This window comes from Brakhagea baltica (assembly GCF_052161605.1).
Taxonomy (GTDB): domain Bacteria; phylum Planctomycetota; class Planctomycetia; order Pirellulales; family Pirellulaceae; genus JBKCUI01.
In genome coordinates this window covers 4101393-4126795 of record NZ_CP197409.1, presented here as the reverse complement: position 1 = coordinate 4126795, position 25403 = coordinate 4101393, and the positions used below count along the sequence as shown (strand labels likewise).

The window sequence follows — 25403 nt, the reverse complement described above, 5'->3', positions numbered from 1 at the left end:
TCACTCCCAGGGCTTTTTGCTTGGGTGATCACCTCAGCGAACTGCGGAGTCAATCGCAGGATCGATGCTACTAAATTAGACGGATGGCAGGCTCGCTTCTTTTGGTTGCCGTCGGGGCTTCCAGGACTGAGCGACCGACTGTATAAAACAGGGTTCTGCAAAGAATAGTGTGCGGCGACCGTCCGCGATACGTTTTGCGGTTTGACTGGGCAAGCCATTTGCTTGCCCGAGAGTAGCGAAACTCTTGAGAATTTCCGGGGATACCCAAGGCCTGTTATATGACGGAATCGAACCAGCCCAAAGACGTGTTTGACATCGAGCGTATTCGTAAGCTGATCGCATTGATGAAGGAACACGATTTAGGAGAAATTGATCTCCGCCACGAAAATCAAAGAATTCGGCTCTGTGGAACCGGACACGGCCAGCCCATGATCGCTGCCCCCATGGCATTACAAGCGGCGCAGGTTCCGCCCCCTTCCGCAGCGCCAGCGGCCTCGCCCCCCCCCTCAGCACCCGCCGCAGACGGTGCACACATCGCTATCATCAAATCGCCGATGGTAGGGACGTTTTACTCAAAACCTAACCCTAACGCTAAGAACTTCGTCGAGGTTGGTGCCACAGTTCAGCCTGACACCGTGGTCTGCATCATTGAGGCCATGAAGGTTTTCAACGAAATACCTGCCGAAATTCGCGGGAAAATCGTCGAGGTTCTGGTCAAAAATGAGGAGGCTGTCGATTTTGGCAAACCACTCTTCAAAGTCGATACTAGGGGTTAATCAGGTTCAGAGTTGGTCCAGGCCAGGGAATCGCGGGCCGACACACCAAAAACTCGGCACTAAGGACATTCTTCCATGTTTAATCGTGTATTGATCGCCAACCGAGGCGAGATCGCCTTGCGCGTAATTCGCGCCTGCAAAGAAATGGGAATTGAAACGGTCGCAGTCTTCAGCGAGGCGGACCGCGGTTCACAATACCTAGATCTCGCAGATCAAGCGTTTTGCGTTGGCCCGCCCAAGTCGATCGATAGCTATCTGAAATTCGAACGCATCATAGCCGCTGCCGAAGCGAGTGGTGCCGACGCCATCCACCCAGGCTATGGCTTTCTCGCAGAAAATGCTCAATTCAACGAAGCCTGCCGCAGCTCGAACTTCGAATTCATCGGCCCATCTCCCGAGGCGATGGAAAAACTGGGCGACAAGAACACGGCTCGCGAAATGGCGATCGCTGCAAAAGTCCCGGTGGTCCCCGGCAGCGATGGATTGCTAGAAAGTGAGACCGAAGCACTGGAAGCTGCCAGAAAGATCGGCTTTCCTGTCCTCATCAAAGCCACTGCGGGTGGCGGAGGAAAGGGAATGCGAATCGCCGCCGACGAAGGCGCACTGCAAACATCGCTCTCTCAGGCCAAAGCAGAAGCACAAGCTGCGTTTGGAAACGCTGGCGTCTACCTGGAAAAGTATATCGATCGACCGCGACACGTTGAGGTTCAGGTCATTGCCGACCAGCATGGCAACGTTTGTCACTTGTTCGAACGAGATTGTTCGGCCCAACGAAGACACCAAAAGCTGGTGGAGGAAAGCCCTTCGTGCCGATTGCCAGAAGCCACTCGAAAAGAGCTCTGCGAAGCTGCGGTGCGTATGGTCAGGCAAGCGAACTATCACAATGCCGCGACGGTAGAATTCATTGTCGACCAAAACGATCGATTCTACTTCATCGAGGTAAATGCCCGGATCCAAGTGGAGCATCCCGTTAGCGAAATGGTAACAGGGATTGATTTGATTCAATCACAGATTCGAGTCGCGGCGGGCGAGAAGCTGCCGTTTACTCAAGCGGAAATTGTACCTCGTGGTGCAGCAATCGAATGCCGCATCAATGCCGAAGATCCGGACAAGAATTTCCAGCCTTGCCCAGGCAAGATCGATCGAATGTATATTCCAGGTGGAATGGGAGTTCGAGTCGATTCCCATGCTCACGCGGGATACACCGTCCCCCCTTACTATGATTCCATGATCGCCAAGATCATCGTTCACCGGCCGACTCGCGATGAAGCGATCGAGTGCATGCTTCGATCACTAAGCGAGCTTCGGATCACTGGCATCAAAACGACAGCGAGCTTCCAGCAAACCATTCTTCGCCAGCAGGAGTTTGTCGATGGAACCATTGATACAAAGTGGATCGAACGAGAACTGCTTCCACGGATAAAGCAGCTAGCTTAGACTTCGAGACGCTGCAATCGTAATTGAGCCTTGGTGATTCAAGCCTCAGCCTACCGAATGCAGTTCTCCCCTAAACCATTCATCCCAGCATCTATCATTCGAAATTGCTGGGCTCAACAAGCCAGGAGCGAACCATGCGCACGATAACGGTAACTCCAGAAGTTCTAGCAAAAAGTGTGATCGCAGTACCGCCCCTCGCGAGAGATGCGACTGGCAAAATCTGCAATCAGCAAAATACTAGAATTATCCAGTACCTTGAGTCTGCGGGTATTTCTACCTTGCTGTACGGCGGCAACGCGGTCTTTTATCATCTCAGACCCTCCGAGTACGCGACTGCTCTCAATGTCCTGGTCGAGAACACCATGATCGACACGCTGGTCATCCCGTCGGTTGGCCCCTCTTTCGGCATGATGATGGATCAAGCAGAGGTTTTGAAGGACTATCCATTTCCGACGGTTATGATCCTGCCTCAAACAGAGATCGTCGCGGAAAAAGGAATTGTCGAGGGAATAAAGAAGTTTGTAGCAACGTTCGGCAAGCCAATCGTTCTCTATCTCAAGCATGATCGGTGGCTTAGCCCGAAGACGGTGCAGGGGCTCGTTTATGACGGAATGATAAGCTGGATCAAATACGCGGTCGTGCGGAACGATCCATCTAAGGATACCTATTTGGACGAGATTCTAAGCCTCATTCCTAACAATATCCTGGTGAGTGGAATCGGCGAACAGCCAGCCATCGTGCATATGCGAGACTTTGGCATGACCAGCTTCACAAGCGGCTGCGTATGCATCAACCCCAAGCTTTCGCTGGAAATGTTGCGATCCATTCAGGCAGGGGACTACGCCAAGGCGGAGGAGATACGGCAGATGTTTGCTCCACTCGAGGACTTGCGCAACAGCATCAACCCCATTAGAGTTCTGCATCATGCCGTTTCGGTGGCCGTCGCCCCCACTGGCCCTATGCAACCCATGCTAGGCGAACTGACCGAGGAAGAGCAATCAAGCATAGCTCAGGCAGCGATGGCACTTAAAGGCTGAAGTTTGGCGGCTCCTTGGATTAGCGAGAAACGTGATACTCCGCAGGGCAAGCCTGCGGCATCTTTGTGTGCCTAACTACTTGCCGATGCAGAAACGGCTAAAGAGCACATCGAGAATATCGTCGGTATAAACCACTCCGGCAACTTGGCCGATCTCATCGAGCGCCAAACGAATCTCGCCGGCGACGATCTCTTCTCCGGTTCCGGTCTGGCTTGCACGCAAAGCTTCTTCTAAAGCTACCGTCGCATTCTTCAGAGCATCATGGCAACGCTCAGCCGTCATGGGAAGCGCATCGATAAGCTGCTGATTCTTTTCGCAAACCCAGAGCTGCATTGCGACTTGAAGGGCAGCTAACCCTTCGCCGGTTTTCGTGCTGATCGCGAAGTGCCTAGGTGCAACTGTGTGTTGCGAATTGGTAGATTCACACAAATCGATCTTGGTCGTAATTCGCCAAGTCTCAGGTTGTGAAGTTTCCTGCACGTGATGGACAGGTTCACTGGCACTGCCTAGCTCTTGGCCCACTTGTGAAACTTGGTCGATTGAGTTCTCAACGCATGAGCTGCAGAGCAGGATCAAGTCGGCCTGGTCGATCTGTTCTTGCGTGAAAAACTGTGCGATGCCTCGCGGGGATTCGTCCGTGACCGATTCCATTCCCGCTGTGTCGAGCAGATCATAGGGAACACCATCCGCCTGGAGTCGACAGCGAACAAAGTCTCGAGTCGTGCCAGGTTCTGGGCTCACGATGGCTAGCTGATCTTGGGCTAGCGCATTGAGCAAAGAGCTTTTGCCAGCGTTGGGAGGACCGGCGATCACGATCTGGAGATGGTGCTGCTGGCCGGCTCGCGAGGTGATCTGTGCCAAAATCTGCGAGACGAGCTGAGAAGCTTCTGCCAAGCGACTTTGAACCTCGGCATCCGAGATAAACGAGATATCTTCGTCGACGAAGTCCAAGCCGGCTTCGATGTCAGCTAACAACGTGATCAAAATCGTGCGAACCGTTTTCAGGGGGGTAGCCAGTCCGCCGCTCAGTTGTTTGAGTGCGACATTGAGAGAACGTTCATTAGTCGCGTGGATGACACCGAGTACCGCTTCGCATTGCGTAAGATCGAGTTTGCCGGAGAGAAAGGCACGCAGCGTAAACTCCCCAGGTTGAGCCAACGCAGCCCCCGCATCGAGCAAGCGTCGCTGAATGGATTGCAGAATAATCGGAGCCCCCAAGCAATGGATCTCGACAGATGGCTGTCCGGTGTAGCTTTTGGAATCGGGCCAGACGAACAGAGCCGTTTCGATCGGGCCTAGACGGTCGAGTTCGATTCGGCTCACGATCCGACGAGGGGATTTAGGGGTGTTAAAGTCTCCAAAAACACGCTTGGCGACCGAGATGGCATCAGGTCCCGTAATACGAATCGCACCCCTCGGGGCACCCACGGGGCCGGTCGCTATGGAGCAAATAGTGGATTCAGTGTCGAACTTCAACATTGCCTCCAACACGGTTTGCCAACCGAGCAAGTTGGTTTACATTGGGCGTTTTCCTTGCCGCTAACTCTTGGACGAATGACATAGATATAGATGGAGAAAACGAAAGTCGCAATTGTGGGCATGGGAACCGTCGGAACGGGGGCGGCTAGGCTACTTTTGGATCACGGAGACCGTTTGGCTAGGCACGCGGGCCGAGTTCTATGGCTGGAAAAAGCCGTCGTTCGCGATTTGCAAAAGTCCCGTGATATCGATCTGCCCAAAGGCATCTTAACCGACGATTTGAATCTTGTCCTGTCGAATCCTGAGATCCAGGTCGTGGCACACTTAGTGGGGGGGATTGAACCCGCTCGGACCATTATGTTGCAATTGCTAGAGGCGGGCAAAGATGTTGTCACCGCCAACAAAGCTTTGCTAGCAGAACACGGGGAAGAACTGTTCGACCGCGCCCGGGCGCTGGGGAGAACGATCGCTTTCGAAGCCAGCGTCGGAGGAGGGATCCCAATCATCGCCAACATCACGCAGTGCTTGTCCGCAAATCAGATTCTTTCGGTGCGAGGAATTCTTAACGGCACGAGCAACTTTATCATTTCCGAGATGGAAGATAGTGGGCTCGATTACGCCACCGCGATCAAACGAGCCCAATCGCTCGGTTATGCGGAGGCGGACCCCACCATGGATATCGATGGCAGTGATGCCGCGCAAAAGCTGGCCATTCTCGCACACTTGGCATTTGGAGTGCGTGTGAAATGGCGAAGCTTGCACCGTCGTGGATTAGAGGCGTTTCAGACGGCTGACATTCAGTTTGCGAAAGAGCTTGGCTATCGCATTCGTTTGTTGGCGACAGCTCAGTTGCACGAGGACCGGCGGTCTCTGGAATTGCACGTATCGCCAACTTTGATTCGGTGCGGTCGCCCTCTTGCAGAAGTTCGCAGTGCCTACAACGCCATTGCAGTGATCGGCGATGCGGTTGGGGACATGTTCTATCATGGCCAGGGAGCCGGGCAGATGCCTACTGCCAGCGCCGTGGTAGCCGATATGATCGATACGGCTGCGGGTCGTACGGACATTACGTTTCGTCGGCTAGAATTATGGTCGGATCGCGAATCCAAGATCGGTGTCATGCCTTACGAAGAAACGTTGGGTCGATACTATATGCGGTTCAACGTTTCCGATGAGCCTGGCGTGCTATCTCAAATCACAGGCATTCTCGGTGAGCACGGGATCTCCATTTCCTCGATAATTCAACATGAGCCGACGAAGGCGAGCGAACGGGTCGAGCCAACCCAGCCAACAGTCCCACTAGTCATCATGACCCACCACGCATCGGAATCTGCTGCTTCAACCGCTAACGAAGCCATCCGCCAACTCAGCAGCGTCCGAGGTGATTCGGTTTACTTGCGAGTCGCCGACAACGACCAACTCGAAAAATCCTCTGAAAGATAAGACCATGAAGCGAGTCATCATCATTCCCGACGGTTGTGCAGATTTGCCAGTGGAGTCGCTCGGTGGTAAGACGCCATTGCAGGTTGCCAACATCCCCAACATGAATCGGATTGCCAAGGAAGGGTTGGTTGCATGCAGCGATAACGTACCACGATGTTTCACCCCGGGCAGCGAAGTCGCCAATATGGCGTTGTTTGGATACGATCCCAACATTTACTTTACCGGGCGTGCTCCTATCGAGGCGGCTGCACAGGGGATAAATCTGGGGCCGAACGATTGGGCGATCCGGTGCAATCTAGTCACGATTGTTGATCAGATCATGGTCGACTTTACCGCCGACCATATCAGTAACGCGGAAGCAGCCGAGTTGTTGATCGCAGCACAGCAAGCGATGGGGGGACCGAATTGGGAATTCGTGCCTGGTGTCAGCTATCGCAATCTGTTGATCTATCGAGGCGATGCTGCGAACAAGTCTGGAAGCGAGGCACCGTTTTCCATGGACACCAAGACCACGGCACCGCATGATCTCACCGATGATTCGGTAGCATCAGATTTTCCTAAGGGACCAGGCTGTGAGCTTCTGTGCCAATTCATGGATGAGAGCCAGCGACTATTCGCGGAACACCCCGTTAACCAAAAGCGAGTCGCAACTGGCAAACGACCAGCCACAAACCTATGGTTGTGGGGGCTTGGCAAAACTCCACAGTTGCCTTCGTTCAAATCCCGATTTGGGGCAAAGGGGGCCATGATCACTGCGGTCGACTTGCTGCGGGGGCTGGGCGCACTGATCGGTTGGGATCGCATTGAGGTTGAGGGAGCGACAGGCTATCTCGATACGAACTATCGGGGCAAGGGGCTTGCGGCAATCGAAGCACTGGAGCGGTATGACATTGTATGCGTTCACATCGAGGCCACCGATGAAGCTAGCCACGAAGGGCGAGTTGACGAGAAGATCAAGGCGTTGGAGTCTATCGATCGCGAGATCGTTGGTCCCGTTCATGAGGCCTTAAAGCAATACGGTGACCATCGGATCTTGGTCATGCCGGACCATCCTACGCCAGTTTCCACGAAGAAGCATGCTCACGGGTATGTCCCCGCAGCAACTTGCGGGACCGGGATCGCACCGGACGCGAGTGAAACTTACGACGAAGAGTCAGCCGGGAAAAGTTCGCTCGTTTTTCAGAATGGTTGCGAATTGATGCCATGGTGGATGAGCTGAGCCGGTATGCCGGTCGCCTTGGGTTTGTGAATCCTTGGCGAAGTTTCCTGCAAGCAATCATTTTGCCCAGATTCACTTCGCTATAATGAGGTCGAAATGCGGCCCAACTCGAACTTGTTTTCTTAGGATGCATCATGCGAAAATTTGCTTTATCTTTGTCCCTCGTTTGTACTCTATTCGCGATTGGTAGTACTGCGATTGTTAGTACTGGGCTCGCTCAAGGCACTGCAACCGAGCGGCCTGCGGTGGGAGATGCGGCTCCTGAGTATTCTTTTACAGGGAGCGATGGAAAGACCTACAGCTCTAAGGAGCTAGTTGGCAAACAAGCTGTCATTATTGCTTGGTTCCCACGAGCGTTTACCGGTGGCTGTACCAAGGAGTGCAAGTCGCTCAAGGAGAGCGGTGCCATGCTCAAAGAGTTCGACGTAGCCTATTTCACGGCTAGCACAGATGATGTCGAAAAGAATGCGGATTTCGCGAAGAGCTTAGAGCTTGATTATCCGATCCTTTGCGATCCGACCGGCGAGAATGCCAAAAAGTTCGGTGTGTATAATGCAGATCGAAGTGCTGCGGCTCGCGTGACCTTTGTTATTGGAAAGAATGGCAAGGTTCTTGCGGTGATTGACAAAGTGAATACCGATTCGCACGGTAATGATCTTGCAAAACTACTTGCAGAGCTCAAGGTGGATCGCAAGCAGCCAAAGCCAGCCGAGTAGAGGAAAGACAGAGTCACATTGCGGCTAGACATTGTCATAACCGAATTGGATGTCGGCGGCGCAGAGACATTTTGTGTCGAGTTAGCTAAGTATTTGAACTCACGTGGACACCGCGTCAGAGTCATTGCAATTGGTCCCAAGCCCCCCTCGGATCGTGATCGATTGCTAAGAGATCTTCAAGATGCATCGGTCGAATGCGTATTTCTCGAGTGCAGCTCGATGTTCGGATTTGTCGGGGCTGCCAGACAATTCCGGCGTTTGATCGATTCCGATCCACCTGATTTGGTCCAGAGTTTATTGTGGCATGCCAATGTCATGGCGTCGTACGCACTGCGGTCAACATCAATACCGTTGATTGGTGGCGTACGAGTTTCCGATCCCAGGCGTTGGCGATTTCTTTTTAGTCGCTGGGCCGCTCGGAGAATGAAGAGCATTGTTTGCGTTAGCCGTTCGACTCGCGATTGGTGCGAGAAAGTAGAGAGGCTGCCGGCAGAGAAGTTGCTAGTCATTCCAAATGGTGTTGATATAGAGGCCATGCAACGACGAGCACTCGAGGGTCGCGATCATCCGATCTTGGAGCAAGGGTTCGATTATTTGCTTTTCGTCGGGCGGCTTCATGTGCAGAAGGGAATTGATATTCTCATCGCACGTGGGGAGCGATTGCTACGAGCCCTGCCGGACATGCACTTGGTAATCGTTGGCGATGGACCGTGGCGATCGAGGCTGGAGGAGTTTAAATCAGAATCTTCATTTAGCGAAAGAATTCACGTAATAGGTCAAAGCGATCAAGTCCCCAGTTGGATCGGAGGCTGTCGATTATTGATTCTTCCGACCCGATATGAGGGGATGCCCAATGTCATTTTGGAGGCCATGAGCTTGGCCAAGCCAGTAGCGACGATGTCGGTCGAGGGAGTTGAAGAGGTTCTGGGAGAGCAGTGTAGAGAGCAATCGGTTCCTGCAGGAGATTGGGACGGATGGCGAAGATTGATTGTCGGTTTAGCCAAGGACCCCGCCAAATTAAAGCAGCTGGGAGATGAGAATCGAATCCGAGTGCAAAGTGAATTCGATTTGCGGACCCAGTTGTCCAAGTACGAAGAGTTGTACCATCGATCGATCTACGAAAAGCACGATCCGTAGAGAAAAAGGCTTTCATCTTGACCTAGTTGGCGATGAGCTTCATTGCAATGGATTCGATTGGGTAATTATTGCGATGGGTAGCTGTGCAGCTAACTGACCTATTTTGTGGAAATGCCCCCCGCTTGACGTGGGGAATCTTACGCTTCTCGCTAAATAAGTGGAGAATCTCCCCCCCCATCCCGGTTCGGCGGCTTCGCCGCCGAATCGGGATGAGGGGGAACGTTGGGGGAGTTATTGCTTAGCCAGAAACGTGAAGCTGCGCAGGGCAAGCCTGCGGCATCTCTATGCGATCGAATGAGGCCCCAGATCGACAATTTGTGAGATAGCGCGGCGGTTTTACCGCTTGTTCCTATCGTTCCGCTTGGATTGTCAGCAGGGTGCCGGATTCGAATTTGATTTGCGTCAGGTTACGCATATGTTCGACCTGTTGTTCTGCCAAATCTCGTTCGGCGTTGAAGAGCCTCATTTCCGCATCGAGCCACTCGGACAGTATGATGGTCCTGGAGGCATTTTCGGAGAAGTAATCGTCAAGCCGAGATTGATGGAGTTCGACTTCGGCCTTTGCGGCTTCCGCTGCATTCAGTTTTGCGAAGATCGCTTGATAGGATCCTTTGCTTCGCTCGATCGCACTATTGACTTGTGCATAGGCTCTTTGAAGCAAATCATCGTATTCGAGTGTTCAAATGAATAGATGGCACGTTTTGAGGGGCTGCTAGAAAAAAGAAATATTCTTCGAATAGCCGTTGACGCTTGGATGCCTGATACGGTAACCAGACGAGGGTTTGAACCGCCTTTTGATCTGAAGGGACAAGAATTTGAACGCTATTTCTCTGTTGGTTCTTGCGCTCGCTACTGCACACTGCACACTGGACACTGCATCCAGTGACGAGGGTGATGCCTCAGTAGTTACCCTCGACAGGCGATACGCGGAGGCAGGTGATCTCACGGTTGATTTCGGGACTTGCTTTGTTGAAAAGATCAACAAGCGATTCGTCAACATTCTGCATGACCAAGAGAGTCAAATCGTAGCTACAAAAAGTTCTTGCGGTTGCTCTGCTGCGAAAATGACAGGCGCGTCTTATGGGTTTTCCCAACTTGAAATTGCGTTAAAAAAAGCTGATTTAGGGCCGTTTAGGGCAGAAATTATTGTTTACTTCGACGACAACAGTTCTACTAGTATTAAAATCGAAGGCAAGCTGGAAAAAGCCATAGAGACTAGACCGCCTTGCTTAAAAATCCAGCCTGGAAAGGAATTTCTACTTGAAATCGACGCGTCTAAGCTTGCGCTCAGTAAGCCGGTAGTTAGTTTTGGCGATCCTCGATTCGAAATCGTAAAGCAAAGCGTCACGAATGGGGTTTGTCAAGTAGCACTACGGGCCTCAGGCGAACTGTCGGACGCTGATATCGGATTTTTATCAGGTATTGATCTCACCGTCACCGAAGAACTAAATTCTTATTCGTCAATTGTTCCCTGCTGCCGAACCTCACGACTACTCGTGATGCCCTCCCGAATTATTGTTGATGAGAAAAAACGCGGGAGATTTTTAATAACCTCGCTTGACTCGTTTAGCACAACCGGAAGATGTAAGATCAGCCGCGTCGACAAGCCGGACAACGAGACAATTTGCCAACTTGTTTCAAGGAAAGACAAATCTGCGGTTTACTCCTTTCGTCTTGGGCAAGATGAATTGGATTCGGAATCGAGGCTCAATGTAAACGTTGAGATTGAGGTAGTCACTGATGACATTACGCAATGGTTGTCTGTTGGTGAAATTTCTCTTTGTAAGTAGTTTGGAAATTTACTCTTTCGATGTATGAAATGCGAGTTAGAAATTTAGTACTTGGTGTCCTTGCGTCTCTAGGGGGTGCCTGTGCGGGCGCTCACGTCGTTAGTGGCGATGAGGCTCCTCCTGTAGTGATCGAACCTGGTTCTGGCTTGACTCCAAATGGACAAAACATTTTTATAGAACCGCAGGGCGGAAATGATCCTCTGGCTGTATGCTTCCAGTTTCAAGGCGCGAGCTATCCTTGTAGTGGCACCAGCGGTAGTTGCGGAAACAACGCCGCCCCTGCTGGTCATCACGGACCATGTGGCGAAGTAATCATCTACAACAACAATCCACCACAAATTGTGCTTTTCGCCAGAACTGGTTACACTGGAACTTACTCTAGCTTGGTAACGTGCATCACCCAGCAGGAATGTTGGGGTGAGTGGGATGCTGTGTCAAATCAAGTGGTGTGTGTCAGTAGTATAGTCTCCTTCAAGTCGTTTATCAGCGACTGGTTTGTAGATCACTGCGACCCGTGTGACATCAATGGTGGTCCTGGTGATCCTGTTGTTGTGACTCATTAATCATTAGAACATGAAATGGTGGCTCGTCATGAGAGACTGCATCCTTGCACTGCTAATCTGCTTAGTTTTCGATTTTTGCAAAGTACATGCACAAGTAAAGAGCCTTGTCGATTTCGCGGATGCAGAATCGAGGATGGATAACTTTCTATTAGAGGTTGATGCACTCTCAAGGGAGAGTGCATGGACGTTTTTTTCGCTAACTGCACTTGAAGTTGACAATAAACCTGAATTCGTTGAACAGGCCAGCGGCTTCGTGATGGAGAATCCTGCGAAGAAGATCAGGTATTCAATGGTGCAGAAACAACGGGAAGATGGTGTGCCTTATCGGACTGAAGTCCTTCGGGTTGGGAACGAGACTCTCTACCGAGAGTACGGGAATTCGGCGAAAGCACCCCTAAAAAGACCTGCGTTGACGCTTTCTGATTCCGACGATGACAAGATAAAGCTCGCAGAGTTTTTCCGTGCCATTCCGGATTGTCCAAGTGGTGCAAGCCTTTCGTTTCAAGTGACGAGTCCGAGACGGTACGATCCAGTGCAGGTATGGCTCAAGTATACGCTTGAGAGTGAAGAGAAGAAAGATCCGATCTTGAGGACCAAATGGAAAAGAGATGAAATCAATAGATCGAGAGCTGAAATCATTTTCGATGATAGATTCGGTGGTTTGCCAACCGAGTTTTTCTTTTGGCTTGTGGACCGCGAAGGTAAGAAACTAAAAGATGTTGTAGGTCATTCGAAAACAGTGTGGGCACAAGAAGGCGATCTTTGGTTCCCGAGAAAAGCGAGGAAATCGTCGAGTAGTCCTTCGACGAATTTAACAACTGACCTAGAATTCGAATTCTGTGTTGGAGATAACTTCAAATCGTTTGACTCATTAGTTGATTGGAAGAGGGTTGAAGGAAATTCTAAGGCAAATGAAGACTGGTTTGAGATTTTTTTGGAGGCATTCCAGAAGGCGAAAGCCGCACGCAAGGCTAAGTAGTACGTAGTGTTCAAATAAATGGATGGCACGTTTTGAGGGGCTATTGGGTAATTATTGCGATGGGAAGCTGTTCAGCTAATTGACTTATTTTGTGGAAATGCCCCACGCTTGACGTGGGAAATCTTACGCTTCTCGCTAAATAAGTAGAGAATCTCCCCCTCCCTTATCGTGTTAAACACGATGTCGACTATTTACCCCGCCAGATCGTCACGACCGTTCCAGGCTATCTCCGAATTAACATAAAATAGTTCAAACGAAATCCAGTTGTATTCTTTCCAACGGATCCGCCGACTGGCCCAAAGTCATTAGCCAACTTTCGAAACAGTTCATCGAATGAATTGCCTCCAATCAAACGCAAATAGCTGCTGAAAAGGGACTCCTCAAAGCGCAAACCTGATTCTTCCATCAAGCGAGCAAGGTCCCAGTACTCAACCGCAAACGCATTGCCAGAGAAATGCTGACCAAGATGCGTTTTGACCATACGGAATGAGATTGACTCATCGAGACTCTCTTCCGGTTGAATCGAGTGTTCGGTGAAGAATTTTTCTGAATTGGCAACGACGTAATAGTCACCTAGGATTCCATACACTCGCGGCGACACAGGAGGCATTACTATGCCCGAATTGGCCGGTAGTTTAAATAGAGACGGCGTTTCCACAAAGTAAACAATGTCCTTGGTTCTGTGAGTCGACGTGGAAAAGATGCCATGATTTGGTGAGAGTTTATCCAAACTACTAAATCGGCCCTTGGAATAAATCGGACGAGACTTTTCAACATCTCGAAACTTGAAAATAACGGCACTGGAGCCGTCAACCAACTGACATCGATAGGCAACAGGATGAAAATGTTGACTGTCGCGACTTGGTCTTGACAATCTTTCTTCAGGCAAGCCGTGTTTGCGGAGTAGTTCTCTGAACTGCTCCTTCGCTCTTGAAAATTCAGGTTCAAATGGATTCTCCACATTTTCTTTGAGATAGTCTGAAATCTTCCAGAAGTCTCCGCTTAGAACCGAATAGCTGACGACATCGAATCCGAAATAAGGGCCAGTTTTTGGGAATTCGGCCGCACCCGGCCGTTCTATAAACTTGTCACCGTGTGGCGTGTTGATCTGAATCTTTAACTCAAACTCAACGCCTTTAGATCTATCAGGGAATTGCAAGCTGGCATAAGTCGAAGTCACATCGGACTGGAGCACTGGAAGCAAGCCGTAGGGATCTAGCGCTGATATTCGGCCTTTCCAAATCAACTTCCGGTAAAACCATACATCTCGCACTCCCATATTCTTTCGAATATCTTCATTCTTACGAATACCTTCTACCGATGAAGCAAAGTCAAACATTTGATTCCGAAAGAACAGATTCATACTCGCGCTGTCTGCCTTTCCCACCGCCCTACTAGACGAACCAAATTCTGGATCACTACTCAACCCGTCTTTAACTCCTCGGACCCATCTCATTGCCATGTTTTCGACCATCGATGACGAGTTCGAAGCGAGCAATTTCTCATCTCGAATGGTGTAGGCAACCACACAATTCTCTTGCTTCATCCAACAATACACATCACAATCGTCCACTCTCTTTTCGATTCGGACGCAACCGAGTTGAGTTAGTTTTTTCTCCATATTTGAGCGAAGTATTTCAATCGCGACGATTTCCGTCCTCGGATCGACAAAGAGACACCATCTATCAACACCTTGGTCTTGAAAAATCCCCCACGCCAGTTCGCCTTCCAGCGCGTCAATTATCTCTCGTAAGTAAAGCCCCGTTGATTCAAGCGGAGTTGAGTCATTTAACCGAAGGTTCTTGGCCGCCGTTTTCCACTGCGAAGAATCAAGAATGGTTCGGAACGCCGCGTCCAAATTCCCACCAGAAAGCCTGTCCTTAACCACGCGGACATCAGGAATATTAATCCACAGGTCCATCGAGGCGGGGAAAATGTCCGCAGATTGTGTCTCAGCACGCAAACTAGATCCGAGTGAAAGAGACACTCCCCAAACAATCAGAAGCCGCTTCAGCATAAGTGTACTACCCATTAAAGCTGTGTACGCACTTTACGGACCATTTGTCCGCGAGCCTGCGAATCATGGTTTCGCAGACAACTAGGACGCAGATCTGGCCTTGAACCGCGTCATACGATGATGTCAATCGGATCAGGGGGGGGAATAAGGCCACACGCTGCCATGCATAGATCGAACCCAGCAGAGGCCACACCTTGCGCCAACTATAGAACTGCGGAAGCCAGTTGTCCAGAGCGTCCATATGGTGCCATCCACATTTTGTTGACACTACGGTTCGCCCCATTCCCTTCAACCTAGACCTCGCAATTGCCCTAATGTCTCTGCTGCTTTCTAAATCCCGATCGAGAGCCTTGTGTCGTCGGAATCAGGCGTCGTTATAGGGATGACACTCTTTCTGGTGACACTTTTTCCCCTACTTAAATTCAGAATGGAAAAGTGGAATGGTCCCAGATATCCATGCCCAGGTATACCCAGCAGCATTTCGATTCTTTCTGGTTACACTTCTCAGATGGTTGCTCTGTGAATACTCAGTTCGAGGGGCCTTTACAAGGGGGGGGGGGGGGGTAGATTACACTACCACACTTACTTGTTAGTTCGCATTGTTTAAGGAGGCTTTTTGATGAGCGTGATTCGGCACTCGACTTTGTATGTTTTCGTCTTGTTTTTGTTTTCGATTGCAGCTCTATCAGCTGTCGTATTTCAAACCTGCTCCGTGGACGCTCGCGAGCTTGCGTTAGATGTTGATCCACCGCAGCATTTACCTGGGCTCCCGCCACCACCACCGCCGCAGGGACCTGGACAACCGCCACTGCCTCCGCTGCCGGACTTAAGCCCTTGCGAATTAGCTTGCAATCAGGCGAGTTTTCAAGCCATTGGCGCGATCAATGAAATGGAGTCCGCATTAATGGCCCAGGCAACAACTGAGGAAGAGGTGCGAGCAGTTCGAGATTTAATCATGGTCCTTTTGGGCATCGCATATGACTCTTGGAGATTGTGCCTATTAGCATGTGGTACTCCAATTGAAGTTGTGCAATTAATCATAGGTTTATTGTTTGGAATTTGGCTGTAGTGAGGATTGAAATGACCTGTGTTAGAGGTTTTGTTTTCGCAATGCTTGTTCTCGGTAGCGAAGCGACACTGCTGGCCGGATTTGACTCCGCGCGAATATTCCCTTCCTCCACAACACTTTGGTTCCATCTGACCGACACGAGCGAAGTCGCGTCGAGAATTGCAGACGGTACGCTGGGCAAATCGTGGCAGAAAATCCCTGAAACGTCAAAAGGAGTTAAAGCGTTTCAGAGCCTCGGCCTAGTTGGTTTTGCAATCTTGCCTTGGTCAGATCTATCGGTAGCGGAATTGCTCACGCTACCGAAAAAGGAATTCGCGTTTGGTCACTTCTACGAAAAGGATTTGCGGAAGTGGTGCATGTTCATCGACGCCGACGAAGATGCCTTAGGCCTTCAGATCTTTTGCCTTAATCTTGAAAAGAAATTGGTGGCAGATGGCTGTGAGAAGAAAGAGTGGAAGGCAGGAGACGTGACCGTAACCTCATTCATCGCGGGTGGCGAATGCAGATCCGCATTTGCGGAGCGAGGTTCGCAGTTTCTATTCTGTAATTCAGCGGACATGATTGCCGAAATGACGATACGTTGGGTCAACCAAACAAATGATGGTTTAATGAGTGATCCAGATTTTGTATCCTCTGAGAAAAGTATAGATATTGAGAGAAAAGTTGGTGTACATCTATTCCTACGGGGCGAATATTATTACCCGAAAGACATGGTAACAAGGTCCTTGATGCGCTTGAATATTCCGTACAGGATATATCCGATAATCGAAGCCCACTGCAAGTCAATTCTGGTTGCGATTTCGTTTCCATCTGAGCAAAGCGAAATCGAAGCAGAGCTTCAAGTTGACTTTCGGCTTAGCGAAGGCGTTGAGATTGTGAAACAGGCTGGGCACGCAAGTTTTTCCAAAACAGATCCATTTATCCCATTCGATGCTACCAGCTATGCGATTGTGGCCGCTGATTTCTGGAGGATTCAAGGAGAGTCTCGAAAAGAAGGCTTTAAGATGAGCCCGGCTGCCACGAAGAGAATTAAGGAGTTAGCCGACGCTAAGGGCATGTCCGTGGATGACTATCTTGCAAGCAGTGAGAACGTATTGGAGTTGCTCCCGCAGGCTTACAGTTGCACGACCGAAGGTGGCACCGAGGCATTGGTCTTCAAGCCTCGCAATAACAGGGAGACCTTTATGAGTCTTCTATCGTCACGAATTCCGAGCGATGCCGTTAAAGGTGAGGGACTTGATGGTAATTATTGGAAGGTTGATGAATTCAGTCGCTTTAAATTACCACCCATACTCGCTGAGATCTATCAGCCTCCTCCGCCAAAGTTCAAAGGTGTAAGAGAAGGCTATTATATCGAATCGAACTCCGATCGGTATTTCACGGAATTGGAGTTGCAGCCAGAGGATACCCTACACGATTCCATCCCATTCAAAATGGTGAACGAGCATTTAAAGGCAAGAAGTAAGGGGAATTGTTTTGCGATTCATTACGTGGATTCAGGGCGTTTTATCGAGTCGTACATCCCGGGATTCGAAAAGTCCAGTGTCGGAGTCTGGATGAAAATGAATGGGCTTGATATTTTCGACAAACTACTTCCGCAGATCATTGAACAACTGGGACCGAGCGGTGGTTTCGTCAAGAAGAGCAAAAGTGGCTTCCAGCTTGAATACTTTTTGCTTCGGAAGTGAGCACTTTGTTCGGCGACAATTGGAATTGGATTATGGCAACCTCTCCAGGTGCAAAGATCTCCACCCGTGAAAACGAGCCATGAGAAATTCCGATAGCATAGTAAAACAGTGTCCCCAGTTCTGCTACGTTCTCGCGGTTGGAGTTTTCCGCAAACTTTCACCATCGTGAGATAGCGAGGCGGTTTTACCTCTTGATCTTAACGTTCAGCTTGGATGGTTAGCAAGGTGCCGGATTCGAACTTGATTTGCGTCAGGTTACGCATATGTTCGACCTGTTGTTCTGCCAAATCTCGTTCTGCGTTGAACAGGCGCATTTCCGCATCGAGCCACTCGGACAGTATGATACTCCTGGAGGCATTTTCGGAGAAGTAATCGTCAAACCGAGATTGATGGAGTTCGACTTCGGCCTTCGCGGCTTCCGCTGCATTCAGTTTGGCGAAGATCGCTTGATAGGATCCTTTGCTTCGCTCGATTGCACTATTGACTTGTGCATAGGCTCTTTGAAGCAAATCATCGTATTCGAGCGTCTGCTGGGCGAGGCTTTCTGTGTTGGATAGGACATTTGCTCGCGCGGCCCGATTTCCCCGAGGAATCTCATACACAAGACCAGCCGCGTAGCTGGGGGAACCAGAGTCAAACTGTCGAGTCAGTGAACGGAAGACTTGGCTGTTACCTTCCAGACCCCGCACATAGCTTTCCAGAAACAGGTCGAGTTTGCTTTGTAGTTCATGGATGGCAACTTTTTTCTGAATGGCAACCTGTTCAATTCGAAGTCGCGTGCGGGCCAAGTCGCCTCGATAGAGGATCGCACTATAGTACTCATCTATCAACTCATCGGTCGGTGGCAAGCCACTCGTTGGGATGGTAAGAGGAATGATCTCACCGCATTGGTCTGATTGTAGTTCAGGCGCTGCAACCAATTGCGCGATCTCGAACTGAGTCGATTTGATTTTCGCTTTAAGATTGGCTATGACGCCTTTGAGAGTCTCGACTTCTTTCTCGACCCGCTTCATCTGGGAATCGATCAGATCAATCCCCCTTCGATTGGACATCATTCTATGAATGTCTTCTAGGCGGTACTGTGTATTCAAAGTCTGAACAAACTGGTAGCGAGCCACCACGAGCGTCCAGTAGGCATTGTGTAACTTCATGGCGTGATTCTGCAATGCTTCGTTTGCGGTCGCAATCTCTTGTTGGGTTTTCGTTTGTTGAATCTGGATTTGCGAGGTGTTGTAGAACGTTCCGTAGCCACGGCGAAGAGGCTGGGTGTAGTTGATTGAGAGTTTCGTATCAATCTGGTCGGAAGGTATAAAGAACAATGAGTTGTTGTCTCGGGCATCGATCGCCTGCCTCAGTTCAGTACGTCCACCAAAGGTATTCCTGTCGGAGATACCCACCGAATTTTCCCAGAAGTATTCGTTGAGGCGATTAGGTCCACCTGTTACCAACGTATTACCAACCGGATCTGAAGTATCTCGAAAATTCGTTCTCGCGTTAAAACGGGGATCGAATTCACCTTTTGCAACATCGATCTCCGCTCTTTGAATTTCGGGAACTTTTAAGATCGCTTTGATGGCGGGCGAATGTTGGAGAGACAGCCAAACAAGCTGCTCCAAATCGGTCAGTTGAACTCGAACTGGGTCAGGGGTAATGAGTTGTTTGGTGAGAGCATGGGGTTGTTCCCACCAACAGCCATCCCACGCAAACGCTTGAAGCGTTTCGTTATCGTCGGGCTGATACAGCTCAACGCCAGGTTGAGAAGTGGTTGGCGAGGTTGTACTCGTGTCACCCAAACGCCTTGAGAGATCCGATGCTATATTGGGAGCTGGCGAAATCGAGGGCTCTAGCTGCATTTGATTTTGCGGCGTCTGCTCAATACCTGGGCCAACAGAATCTATTTGGCGACTGGGATTTTCATCTAAGTCCCTTTTTACAGTAGGAGCCGCGACTCCCTTCGTCCGTAAGAATGCCTCGAACTGCTCGCTGGAAACTCCGGAATAGGTGTCCTCGAAAGAGAAACAGTCGGTGGACGGAGACACGAAGACACAGGCGAGCAAAATAGCCCGCTTGAGCAAAAGTCTACCATTACTGCCCACCGAACAAGCCGCCACCGATTCCTCCCTGAAATGTGTCTGCTCTCGATTTCCGTCTCAGTGCAGTATCGAGTAGTCTGGATTCGGAGCTAAAACAATTCGTTGCGCCAAATCACTTGTTGAATGTGTTCCGCTACTGCGTCCTAATAACCAGCAAACACCACCACTTCAACAAACTCCACGCAGCCCTCACAGACCACCACGACCCAGCTGCGCCGACTCCAACCAGTCGCCGCAACCCCTACAGTCCGCAGAGTCATGCTATTTGGTCACCAATCCGGCTTTTCTACCAGGAGAAGGAGTGCATTCCTTCAACCTTGTACAACATTTATGGGTCGACGTGTGTCTCTCTGCTCCAGAGGCAACAATTAATGTGAATCATTACCCCGGTCCCCAATGCCAAAAATCAAGATCACCTACAAAATGGCGATCATCCTAGCGGCGATGTCGTTCGGACCGATGATGGCTGGAAATTTACTAAGTCTCCTGACCCCCGATCTCCAACGGGTACAAGTCGAGCGGACCGAGGCTAGCCAAAAAGTTGCCATGAATTGCTCCAAGCATATCGGAGCAAGCGATCCCTTTAAGCTACAGAAAGCCTGCAAGGAATCGTTGCTAAGTAATGAACAACTGCGCAGCCTTAGAATCCTACGCCACGACGGCCTGGTACTCTATTCGTCACCCGATCATCACCGGTACTGGAGTTTGGAGCCAGATGCTCCATCTGACCTGAATCAGCTGCGGATTCCTTTGATCCGTGGAGAATCTGTGTATGCGGAAATCGAGTTGGCGTTTGAACCGGTTAGTTCGTTTTGGGGTTCCAGTTTCGTTCGCTGGGCGATGATTCTCGGCTTTGGTTTCTTTATTAACGTAGGTAGCTTCGCGTTGTTCCTGGGACGAGCTCTGAGTGTCCTAGATCCCAAGAGTGCTGTTCCCAAACGCGTGCGTAACACTTTGGATACGATCGTTGGCGGCGTGGTCATCCTTGATGAAAAGGGAAAATTGCTACTTGCGAATGATTCGTTTGCTCGATGGACGAATCTCACTGTTGACGAGTTGGTAGAGAAAGAACTTTCTAGTTTCTCCTGGTCCAAGGACGACAGAGAAAGGTGGCCTTGGGAGGCGGCTATCCAAAATAAGTTGCCGAAGATCGGAGTCAAACTGTCGCTCCAAGCTCAGGACCGCGAATACACCTTTATGGTGAACGCTACTCCCGTGTTCGACGGTGCTGAAAAACTAACGGGAGCTTTGGTGTCGTTTGAGGACATCACCCTCATGGAGGAGCAGCGCCGTCACTTGCTGGACGTCCTTCGAGACTTGGAAGTATCTCGTGAACAGATTAGACGCCAGAACGAGGTTCTACACGAACTGGCTACACGCGATCAACTCACCGGTGCCCTGAATCGCCGAGCACTTTTCGAGAAGGTTGACGCTATCTGGGAACAAAGAAACGAGGGCAATCGCGGTCTGATTACGATTATGATGGACGTCGATCACTTCAAGAAGCTCAACGATCAACATGGTCACACCGCCGGTGACGCCGTGTTGAAAGATGTCGTCAAGGTGGTTTCGAAGATCGTCGAGGGGCGAGCAATCCTAAGTCGATACGGTGGGGAAGAGTTTTGCGTGATCATGCAAAAAGCTACAGTGTCGGAAGGAGAATCTATGGCGGAGGAGATTCGTGCCGGTATTGAAAAATCATTGGCAGAACCCTATCACGTCACAGCAAGCTTAGGAGTATCAAGTAGCATTTTCAATGCTCCGACAATCGGTGCACAAATTGAGCAAGCCGATCAAGGACTTTACGCAGCGAAACGAGGTGGACGCAACGCATTCCGAACATGGAGCCAACAGCTGGAAGCTGACGCCTTGGAGGAAGAAAAGAACAAAGCCGCCAAACTCGCCGCAACCAATATTGAGGAACATCCAATCTCATACCATGCTGTCGTATCGCTAAATGCAGCTCTGTCTGCTCGCTTTCCAAACATCGCTGCACACTCTAATAGGGTGGCTGAAATCGCTGTGGAACTGGCGAGGGACCAAATGAAAGTAGACCAGATTTACACTTTGGAAATTGCCGCGACATTACACGATATCGGTGCTCTCGGGATGCCGCATGCGGAAAGCGATTTGCTCCGACATCAAGTTGCGATAGATGACAAGGTATTCCAGCAACAAAATAAGGTTACTGAACGGATCCTCAACTCTGCCTTTGATTCAGAGTGCCTACGCGAGATTATCAAGTTCCAAGCTACCCCCTTTGAACTCCAGGCTGAAGTCCCTGGTGGAATCCCACTCGGGGCCCGAATCCTTGCTATTGCGAGCGTTTACGATGTATTGACTTCTTGCGAAGATTTGGAGCTTCGACTCACTCACGACCAAGCGATCGAGCAACTACGAGCCCAAGCTGGTAAACAATTTGACCCAGTGTTAGTCGAGAAATTGGCAGACGAACCACACGGATGGCGGCCGATGGTTTCAGGTCCAGTCGTAGGTTTCGATAATCGAGAGACCTTGATGATTGGCTATGAAATTGAACGCATTATCCATAGCTTCGAAACAGGTAACTCGATTGTTCTTAAGGCGAAACTCGAGTCGCTCGAACTCCTAAGCAAAAAGATCGATATGCCAGTTATCGCACAGATCGTCAAAGAACTTAAATCCGAGGTGGACCGCAAAGCCGTTGCGGACTGGGCTTCGCTTATGCCGACCATGAAGGACCTAGTGGAAATCTGCCTAACCATCCATCGAGCCCACCTTCGAACCACCCAGCCCTCTTCACCCCACCCAAACGGGTTGCACCAACTGTCCGCGGATTTGCAAACGAAGGCAGAGTAGTATCCAAAACGATGTCGCAATTTGAGACAGCGTAGTCATCTATTGGTACAAACGAACCAGATCGCCAAGCGATCAGTTCCCATAAATGCCGGTTTTTCCAAGATCTGACGGTTTCAAGTCGAATGGTACGCAGCTTGCACTATTGAACCGACTACGAAGTACAGATGTGACAAAGTTAGAAAGGTGAAGGGAGAGACATGATGAAGAAGACAGTTTCAATTCGGACCGGAATCGCCGTGTTAGCGGTAGCGTTTGGATTCTCTCCTTCTTTGCAAGCGCAATCCGAGGGGCCAGCCATCGCCACTCCAGGCATGAACTGGGAGTTCATGGAGCGATCCAGCACTTTTGGCGAAGGCATCCAGAGAGGTTATGCATCCGTGCTTCGCGGCGCTGGTGAGCTGACTTACATGGAAAGTCTTTCGGCCATCAATTACCAAGAAGCGTTTCGACGAGCCCTGGAAAACCGAGTCGCTTATACAAAGGCGGTCTTGGACATCAAAGCGATGAGAGCCGAATATCGTGAGCGCTACGGGTCCAGACCCTTTGTCGGTGAAGCCAGAAAGCGGGCGGTGGAGTACTATCTTCCCAAGAAGCTGACGGCAACTCAGTTCAACTCGGACACGGGTGAGATTGTCTGGCCTCACATTTTGAGGCAAGCCGAGTACGCACCAATCTGCAGTGAAATCGAACAAGTATTTCGATCACGACAATTTGAGAACAGTGGCGACGGCAGTCCAACGCAGTTAGAGATTGCGAAACTGACAAAATCCTTGGCAGCATTGCTTCGGGAAAACATCAATTCGATGTCGGCCGAGCAATATATCCATGCCTCGGAATTCGTTCGCTCTCTGAACTTGGAAGGTAAGAGTGTTGTTCCACCAAGAGATGCTATAGACGATGCACAATCGGATACTGATGGTGTTGATGATGGAAACGACGCGATCTTTCCCGTAGGTCGTAAACCAAATCCTCCCGTAGACATCGTCCCAGTAAAAGTCAGAGCAAAGATCTAACAGTTCCTTGTTACCTTTTGCTCACTAAGAATTTCTCCTTCTGACTTTTTGGTAGTGTGTGTGGGGTCAGAAGGGGAAGAGGCTGCCGTGGAGAGGTTTCCCGAGAGGGGAAGCTCTCCACGGTTTTTTTTTAACATATTCTCGGCAGCAATGCATGATTCGATTCATCGAGTGGGACCTGCCGACCTAGCGAACGAATGACCGCTACCGGTATTTTCGTCGATGGGCTGTCTCTCGCATTAAGCACCAGGGACTCTTCATCTTTCCTAGGTATCTCTTCGACTAGCTCTTCCATTTTCAACGTTATCAACAACGGGTGTGACCGGTTGTTCTGTTAGTTACGACGCCATTGCCAAGAACTGATCGCTATAGTTCACTCGTTTCTTACCGTAGATCGAGAGGTTTACCGTTCGGTGCGTTGTGGCTAAGACATCCCAAAGCTCACTCGCTTCGATGCAGCGAAGGTTCAGCATGGTCTGGGCTCCTTTTTCCTTCCATCTCATCCCACTCTTTTCCATTCGATCCTTGGGCACATGCCGACAGGCTCCTTCAATATACCCAGTGCATATCGGATAGCCTTTTGCCAAATACTCACCGTACTTGATTCGTGAGCGGTTGTTTTCCAAATACTTCACGATCTTGCCAAGCTCTTCGCGTTGTGCTTTTTTTATGCCCTTGCGTCTCATCGCAGTCTTGATTCCTATGATCATTAGACCTTCGGTTCCCTTAAGCAGTAGCAGCAGCTGTTCGCGAACATACGAGCTTTGCGAATCTGGTTGGATGATCTTCGCGGCTGCCCAGATTCGCGGAAGTACATGCATCAGGTCCAGTATTTCAATCGTGTTCCATCCCTCCTGGTACTCATGCGCTAAGTTCCAAAGTGATGGTTGCCCGTCGTGCATAACCAAAATCTCTTGACCCTCTCGGTGGCGTCGGAGCGTATTGGCAGTTAGCCATTGCTGAGCTTGCTCTTCAGCGGACTTACCGATCACGTTTCCGTTAGAATCATGCTTGGTCAACGCCCCAAAGTACCGAGGATTCTTCGGCTTAGCTTCTGATCTACTTGTCTCGCCTGACTCAGGCTCATGGAATAAAGCATCAATGATTTCTGTAGCCGTTCGAACATCGCGATCTACGGTATACACTCCGGCCATGCACGCCATTTGTTTCTGCCCCGGCTTGGGGCCCATGCGTTCGACAGAAGCACCCACAGGTGTTTTTTCCGTTTGCTTGCGTACCATCGGGATGCCTTTGTTGTCACTGGTTTGGACCAAGAGTTCTGCCTCGGTAGCTCGATCGATCGATGGCGGATTATCGAGTACCAAGGCCGCTGATTTTCCCAATCGGCTTCCGATCCGTTCGGCGCTGTCGACTGGGACGTGGAGTGACGTGATTCGTTCCAGTAACCCAACCGCTTTATGGAAGGAAGATTCGGTCGCATGAGTTCCGACCCACGACTCGAAGACCAAGGAATAATCATTCTGCGGGAGCCCTAAATGCTCGTCCAAAGGAATGGCTTGGATCGCTTGATCGGGTGTTGTTCCATAGACGTAGCGTTCGATTCTGAAATCGCCAAAGATGGAGCGATACCTCCGAGTCCGTTTGGGCATTCGATTATAGACTCGCCCTTTCTTCTCGATGGTAGGTCCAACATCTCCCTGGCCTGCTTGCTCGATGATTGTTCCAATCAATGCATGTCCGAGAGCCATTAGTCGCTTGTGTAAATCAAGCTCCGTTTGGTCGATCGCTTGCCCCGTACGAAAAGCTGTGTTAGCCAGCTCTTTAAGCTGTGCGACAATACAATCTACATTCTGGAAATCCAACGATTCGTTCATGATTTGACTCCGTGATTGAGAACCGACGAAAAAGCTCGCCGTTACCCTTATTATCTCTCTCAATACTGAAAACGAAACCAATTGGTTGTCGCCGGAAATGATGCCACAATATCTTGTGCTAGCAAATCGCGACTCACTACCGACTAAGCAACGATGAGCCGGTCACACCCATCAACAACACGCCCCATAAAAATTGTTGACAGCAGGAATGAGTTGCAATACCCTGGCGGAGTGGTGCGTGTCGTCGTTGTAGTGCTATCTGCGACTCGAAATA

Annotated in this window: 19 protein-coding genes; 14 read left to right on the top strand and 5 right to left on the bottom strand. The window is 50.2% G+C overall.

Annotated elements, in window-relative coordinates; genetic code table 11:
- Positions 1–278: 278 nt before the first annotated feature.
- From accB to SH449x_RS15800, 3 genes are all read left to right on the top strand, one after another.
- On the top strand, positions 279–776 hold the full coding sequence (gene accB, locus SH449x_RS15810; protein ID WP_482377040.1) for an acetyl-CoA carboxylase biotin carboxyl carrier protein: 498 nt from the start codon (positions 279–281) through the stop codon (positions 774–776).
- Positions 777–851: 75 nt separating this feature from the next.
- Positions 852–2213, top strand: a complete 1362-nt coding sequence (accC, locus tag SH449x_RS15805) for an acetyl-CoA carboxylase biotin carboxylase subunit (protein WP_482377039.1) — start codon at positions 852–854, stop codon at positions 2211–2213.
- 134 nt (positions 2214–2347) lie between these two features.
- Positions 2348–3250 carry a dihydrodipicolinate synthase family protein gene (locus SH449x_RS15800; protein WP_482377038.1) on the top strand — a complete coding sequence of 301 codons (903 nt, stop codon included), beginning with the start codon at positions 2348–2350 and terminating at the stop codon, positions 3248–3250.
- A gap of 75 nt (positions 3251–3325) precedes the next feature.
- Here SH449x_RS15800 and SH449x_RS15795 read toward each other — a convergent pair whose 3' ends face one another.
- On the bottom strand, positions 3326–4729 hold the full coding sequence (locus SH449x_RS15795; protein ID WP_482377037.1) for a tRNA modification GTPase: 1404 nt from the start codon (positions 4727–4729) through the stop codon (positions 3326–3328).
- 90 nt (positions 4730–4819) lie between these two features.
- Between SH449x_RS15795 and SH449x_RS15790 the strand changes: the two genes are divergently transcribed.
- The 4 genes from SH449x_RS15790 to SH449x_RS15775 all read left to right on the top strand — a co-directional run bounded on the left by SH449x_RS15790 (position 4820) and on the right by SH449x_RS15775 (position 9244).
- A complete protein-coding gene (locus SH449x_RS15790; RefSeq protein WP_482377036.1) occupies positions 4820–6172 on the top strand; it encodes a homoserine dehydrogenase in 1353 nt (450 codons plus the stop codon).
- Between the two features lie 4 nt (positions 6173–6176).
- Positions 6177–7391, top strand: coding sequence for a cofactor-independent phosphoglycerate mutase (locus tag SH449x_RS15785; protein WP_482377035.1), 1215 nt, complete (start codon positions 6177–6179; stop codon positions 7389–7391).
- Positions 7392–7525: 134 nt separating this feature from the next.
- Complete coding sequence (locus SH449x_RS15780; protein WP_482377034.1) at positions 7526–8107, top strand: peroxiredoxin; 582 nt, start codon at positions 7526–7528, stop codon at positions 8105–8107.
- 18 nt (positions 8108–8125) lie between these two features.
- The gene (locus SH449x_RS15775; protein WP_482377033.1) at positions 8126–9244 is read left to right on the top strand and encodes a glycosyltransferase family 4 protein; all 1119 of its coding nucleotides are present in this window, start codon (positions 8126–8128) and stop codon (positions 9242–9244) included.
- 349 nt (positions 9245–9593) lie between these two features.
- Here the strand turns inward: SH449x_RS15775 and SH449x_RS15770 are convergent, their stop codons facing one another.
- A complete protein-coding gene (locus tag SH449x_RS15770) occupies positions 9594–9905 on the bottom strand; it encodes a hypothetical protein (protein ID WP_482377032.1) in 312 nt (103 codons plus the stop codon).
- Between the two features lie 154 nt (positions 9906–10059).
- On the opposite strand from SH449x_RS15770, the gene SH449x_RS15765 reads away from it, so the two are divergent.
- Genes SH449x_RS15765 through SH449x_RS15755 form a run of 3 tightly spaced genes read left to right on the top strand, consistent with a single transcriptional unit; the run spans position 10060 to position 12576 of the window.
- Positions 10060–11034 carry a hypothetical protein gene (locus SH449x_RS15765; protein ID WP_482377031.1) on the top strand — a complete coding sequence of 325 codons (975 nt, stop codon included), beginning with the start codon at positions 10060–10062 and terminating at the stop codon, positions 11032–11034.
- A gap of 29 nt (positions 11035–11063) precedes the next feature.
- On the top strand, positions 11064–11597 hold the full coding sequence (locus tag SH449x_RS15760; RefSeq protein WP_482377030.1) for a hypothetical protein: 534 nt from the start codon (positions 11064–11066) through the stop codon (positions 11595–11597).
- A 10-nt stretch (positions 11598–11607) separates the two neighbouring features.
- Positions 11608–12576 carry a hypothetical protein gene (locus SH449x_RS15755; RefSeq protein ID WP_482377029.1) on the top strand — a complete coding sequence of 323 codons (969 nt, stop codon included), beginning with the start codon at positions 11608–11610 and terminating at the stop codon, positions 12574–12576.
- Between the two features lie 223 nt (positions 12577–12799).
- On the opposite strand, the gene SH449x_RS15750 is transcribed toward SH449x_RS15755, so the two are convergent.
- The gene (locus tag SH449x_RS15750) at positions 12800–14593 is read right to left on the bottom strand and encodes a hypothetical protein (protein WP_482377028.1); all 1794 of its coding nucleotides are present in this window, start codon (positions 14591–14593) and stop codon (positions 12800–12802) included.
- A 619-nt stretch (positions 14594–15212) separates the two neighbouring features.
- Between SH449x_RS15750 and SH449x_RS15745 the strand changes: the two genes are divergently transcribed.
- Both SH449x_RS15745 and SH449x_RS15740 read left to right on the top strand, forming a co-directional pair.
- On the top strand, positions 15213–15662 hold the full coding sequence (locus tag SH449x_RS15745; RefSeq protein ID WP_482377027.1) for a hypothetical protein: 450 nt from the start codon (positions 15213–15215) through the stop codon (positions 15660–15662).
- Between the two features lie 11 nt (positions 15663–15673).
- A complete protein-coding gene (locus SH449x_RS15740; protein WP_482377026.1) occupies positions 15674–17350 on the top strand; it encodes a hypothetical protein in 1677 nt (558 codons plus the stop codon).
- Between the two features lie 197 nt (positions 17351–17547).
- Here the strand turns inward: SH449x_RS15740 and SH449x_RS15735 are convergent, their stop codons facing one another.
- Positions 17548–19461 carry a TolC family protein gene (locus SH449x_RS15735; protein WP_482377025.1) on the bottom strand — a complete coding sequence of 638 codons (1914 nt, stop codon included), beginning with the start codon at positions 19459–19461 and terminating at the stop codon, positions 17548–17550.
- Positions 19462–19839: 378 nt separating this feature from the next.
- On the opposite strand from SH449x_RS15735, the gene SH449x_RS15730 reads away from it, so the two are divergent.
- Together SH449x_RS15730 and SH449x_RS15725 are read left to right on the top strand one after the other, a co-directional pair.
- A complete protein-coding gene (locus tag SH449x_RS15730) occupies positions 19840–22281 on the top strand; it encodes a bifunctional diguanylate cyclase/phosphohydrolase (protein ID WP_482377024.1) in 2442 nt (813 codons plus the stop codon).
- 197 nt (positions 22282–22478) lie between these two features.
- The gene (locus SH449x_RS15725) at positions 22479–23294 is read left to right on the top strand and encodes a hypothetical protein (protein WP_482377023.1); all 816 of its coding nucleotides are present in this window, start codon (positions 22479–22481) and stop codon (positions 23292–23294) included.
- Between the two features lie 338 nt (positions 23295–23632).
- Here SH449x_RS15725 and SH449x_RS15720 read toward each other — a convergent pair whose 3' ends face one another.
- A complete protein-coding gene (locus SH449x_RS15720) occupies positions 23633–25129 on the bottom strand; it encodes an ISKra4 family transposase (protein WP_482376812.1) in 1497 nt (498 codons plus the stop codon).
- Between the last annotated feature and the right edge of the window lie 274 nt (positions 25130–25403).